This is a genomic window from Deltaproteobacteria bacterium PRO3, from assembly GCA_030263375.1.
Taxonomy (GTDB): Bacteria; UBA10199; UBA10199; order DSSB01; family DSSB01; genus DSSB01.
Genome location: SZOV01000172.1, coordinates 1 through 3,609, shown reverse-complemented (window position 1 = coordinate 3,609; position 3,609 = coordinate 1). Strand labels below are relative to the sequence as shown.

The window sequence follows — 3,609 nt, the reverse complement described above, 5'->3', positions numbered from 1 at the left end:
CCGACACCGGGCAGTTCGACGCGCCGCCGCCCCCCGCCGGACCTCCGAGTGAGGCGATTCGGTCCGCAGGCGTTCCAGCTCGGGGAGCAACGCGGCGCTCTCGCGGGGGCCGAGTCGGGAGAGGGCCCGCTCTTGGACGGCGCGGTCGTTCGAGGCGAGCAGGGGGCGCCACAGCTCGACGGCCCGTTCGGGACGCCCGCTGGCGGCGTAGGCCTCCGCCCAATCGGCCCGCTCCGCGAGGGAGGCGGCCTCGCGCATCGCGGCCGGGTTGGGGATGGCCGCCTCGCTGCGCAGGCGGGTCAGGGCCAGGCCGGCGCGGAAATAAACCGTCCGGCTGTAACGGAAAAAGCCCCGCAGTTCGGGGAGCGCCTCTTCTACCTGGCCGAGTCGGCCCAGGGCCTCGAGGGCCGCGATGCGGTCCAGGGCGGAGGGCTGCCAGGTGAAGGCGCGCTGTCGCAGGGCGGGCATCATCTCGGCGTCGCCCAATTCCACCCGCGCGGTTTCGGCGAGCATCGCGACCGGCGCCGGGTAGGCGGCGCTCAAGGCGCGCAGCTCCGACAGGGTCTCGACCGCCCGCAGCGCGACCAGGCCCTCGAGGGCCGGGGCCACGACGAGCAGATGCGGGTGGCGGAGGGCCGGCAGCAATTCGGCGATCACCTCGGCGCGGTGGCTCGCGCCGAAGGCGCGAAGCGCGGCCAGGGCTGTGGCGGACTCCGAACCGTTTTGGCGGAACCACTCGCCCAAGAGCGGGATGCCGCCGGCGAGGCGGTGCTCGCGAATCCAGACGATTTGCTCGACCCGGCTGAGCGGGCGGCCTTGCCGGGCCAGGTAGGCCAGCGAGGAGCGGAGGAGGGCTGCGTCGGCGCCCCTTGCCCCTTCGGCGAGGCGAAACTCCAAGGGCAGCCCCGGTGGAAGCGCCCGCCCGCGCGGGGAGTTCACGCCCGTCTCGTAGGGGAGCGGGAGCTGCGCGGTCGCGGCGCGCCGACCGCGGGCGCCGCCCGGACCGGCGGCCATCGCGAAGACGGTGTTGGGGAGATCCCCCGGTCCCCCGGCAGGGACTAAGCGAGGGAGGCGCAGCGCCAAGGCCTCGAGACGCGGGACCGAGAGCAGCGCCTCGCCGCGCACGTCGAGCAGGCGATCGCCGCGGGCCTGGGCCTCGCCGAAGGCCTGGTGGGCCAGGCGGCCGCCGGCGTGGAACTGCAAGAGCGTCGCGAAGGCGTCGGTGAATTCGGTCGCCCCGTCATGGTGTTCCCGCAGGCCGAGCCGGGCCTCGAGGCGGTGGCTCGCGAGGATGCCGGCCAGCATCGCGGCCTGGGGCAGGAGTGTCCGCATTAGGCCGGCAGAGAGGCCGGGGCCTTGCGCGTAGCGCCGCAGCGCGAGGCCGCTGAGGCCCCCGAAGGCCTTGAGGCCCAAGAGGGTCAAGGCGCCGCCGGCGAATTCCCGCCCGATCGCCCCCGGGCTCCAGTCCTGCTCGCGGCCCAAGGCCGCGTGGCCGAGCCGCGAGGCCGCGGTGAAGGCCGGGGCCTCGGCGAGGAAGCCCAGGGCGCCGGCGGAGAGCCGGGCCCCGAGGCCGCGCGTCAAAATATTTCCGGAAGGCGTCAAGGCCAGGCGGCTCAAGGCCGCCAGGCGCGTCATGCGAAAGACGCTGCCCGCGACCCCCATGGCGAAGATGGCGGCGGGGTCGCTGGCCTGCTGGGCGAGGCCCCGCAGGAGAAACTCGGCGCGGGGCCCGGCGGCGCCGCGGCCCAAGATCGCGTCGAGGGCGCGTTGCGCGCGCTGTTGTAGGGGCGAACCTTGTGTTCGCCCTCCCCCATCGTGCAGGAGGGCGAACACAAGGTTCGCCCCTACAATTTCCGCATACAACTCCGCCGCGACATCGACCCGCCCCGCGTGTTCCTCCCGCTGCGCCAGGGAGAACAGCCCCTCGAGGTAGAGACGATCGTCGGTCTCCCGCGTCAAGGACTCCAGTTCCCGTCGGGTCGAAGATCCGAGGCTCGCTGCCCAGGAGCCGTTGGGTTGCAGGCGTTCCACGGCTAGGTCCTCCCCGGGGCGTCGAGGTTGCGGAACCAATGCAGGCGGGTGCGCTGGCCGGCGGGGCCGAATTCGATCACGTCGCCGTCCTGCAATTCGATGCGGCCTTCGGGCCTGAGCGGGAGCTCGCGCAGAGTCCGGCCGCGCGGAGGGGCGGTTTCCTCGCCCCGCAGCAGCCGCACCGGCGCCTCATTGCCGGAGCGGGGCGCCGCCTGAAAGAGATAGGCGTCGCCGTCCTGAAGCAAAAAGAATTCTACGTCCGCTCCCGGGATCTCGTAGCGCCGCGCGCGGGGGTTCCAGGCGCCGTGTAGATAGATGCCGCCGGGGCCGGGGTTCGCTCCGACCGGGATCGGGTCGCCGCCCTTCAGGCGCGGGCTGAGCAGGATGCGGGTCCCGCCCTCCGCCTCGTAGACGAGGTCGGGGAGACGCAAGAGGGGGGCCGGGTAAATCGCGCGGTAACGCTCGAGCAGCTCGGGAGGGATGACCTGGCGCGGGGTTCGGATCTCCGCGTTGGAGAACAGGTCGGCGAGGTCGTCCGGACGTCGGCGGAGGTCGTGCTCCAGGTGCCCTGCGTCGCCCGCCGCTTCCACCCGCGGCGCCTCCGCGCGGATCAGGGCGAGCCGGAAACCGGGCCGCGGGGCGATCCACAGCAATTCCGTCCCGTTCATTTGGATGCGGTCTCCGTTGCTTAAGGGCCGGCTCGGCCGGCCGCCGGCCAGGGGCTGGCCGTTGACGCGGATGCCCTCGCGGCGCACCAAGTCCTGCAGGGCCTTGGGCACCGTCTCGACGCGGGCGACCTGCCAGTCCATCGCCAGGTAGCCGCTCCCGTCGCTCTCGATCAGAAAGGGTCTGGCGGAGGTTTCCTCGGAGGATGCGCGGCTCAGGATCCCGCCCAAGGTGCCGAGGGCGCTCAGCTGCTCGGCGGTGATGCCGCGGACGCCGCGGGTATAGGTCGGCAGGACGTAGCCGGCGGAGGAATGATAGAGCGGGACGCCCAGGCGGAATTCGGAACCGGGCAGCAGCGGTAGGGCCAAGACCGGCTTTTGCAGGGCGTCGGCGAATTGCTGCAGGTCGAGGTGCTGGCCGATGCGGAAGAGGGTCTCGTCCTCGCTCGCCCGCTCCGGCAGCGGGGTCTGCGGGAGGGCGTGCGTCAACTCGAGGATGCGGGTGAAGCAGCCGTTCGCCAAGTCGACGCCGACGTCGAAGACCCGCGGACCCTTGCGGCGCGCGGCAAAGCGCGCGTTGCTGCGCATCGGTCCCCCGCCCGTCGGGGCGCCCCCCGACAACACCGAGATCAATTCCTCGGGGCTGACCGTCCGGTAGAGGTTGTCTTCATGGGCGAAGTTCAGCCGCTCCGCGACGAGTTGCGCCTCGCCCGCGAGCGGCGCGTCGGCGGGGGGCGGTCCGCCCAGTCCGCGGAAGATAGCGCCGCGGTGGCGCTGGAAAAATTCCGGGGATTCCTTCGGCTCGCCGCGATAGTGGTCGTAGAGGCGCTTGAGGCCGTAGGCGGCGCCGCCGCCGGCCAGGGTCAGCAGCGTGGTGACCACCTCGATGCTGAGCGGGTCAAAGATGTGCATG

General features: G+C 72.5%; 1 protein-coding gene. It reads right to left on the bottom strand.

Translation table 11 applies throughout. The features are described 5' to 3' along the window. Positions 1-1,631: 1,631 nt before the first annotated feature. Positions 1,632-1,814 (bottom strand): hypothetical protein, encoded by a 183-nt coding sequence (locus FBR05_15030; GenBank protein MDL1873493.1) that lies wholly within the window; start codon positions 1,812-1,814, stop codon positions 1,632-1,634. Between the last annotated feature and the right edge of the window lie 1,795 nt (positions 1,815-3,609).

Bases quoted from the DNA above. Each gene is read 5' to 3' on its own strand.
- FBR05_15030 (MDL1873493.1), bottom strand. From the start codon at position 1,814: ATGGGGGAGGGCGAACACAAGGTTCGCCCCTACAACAGCGCGCGCAAC.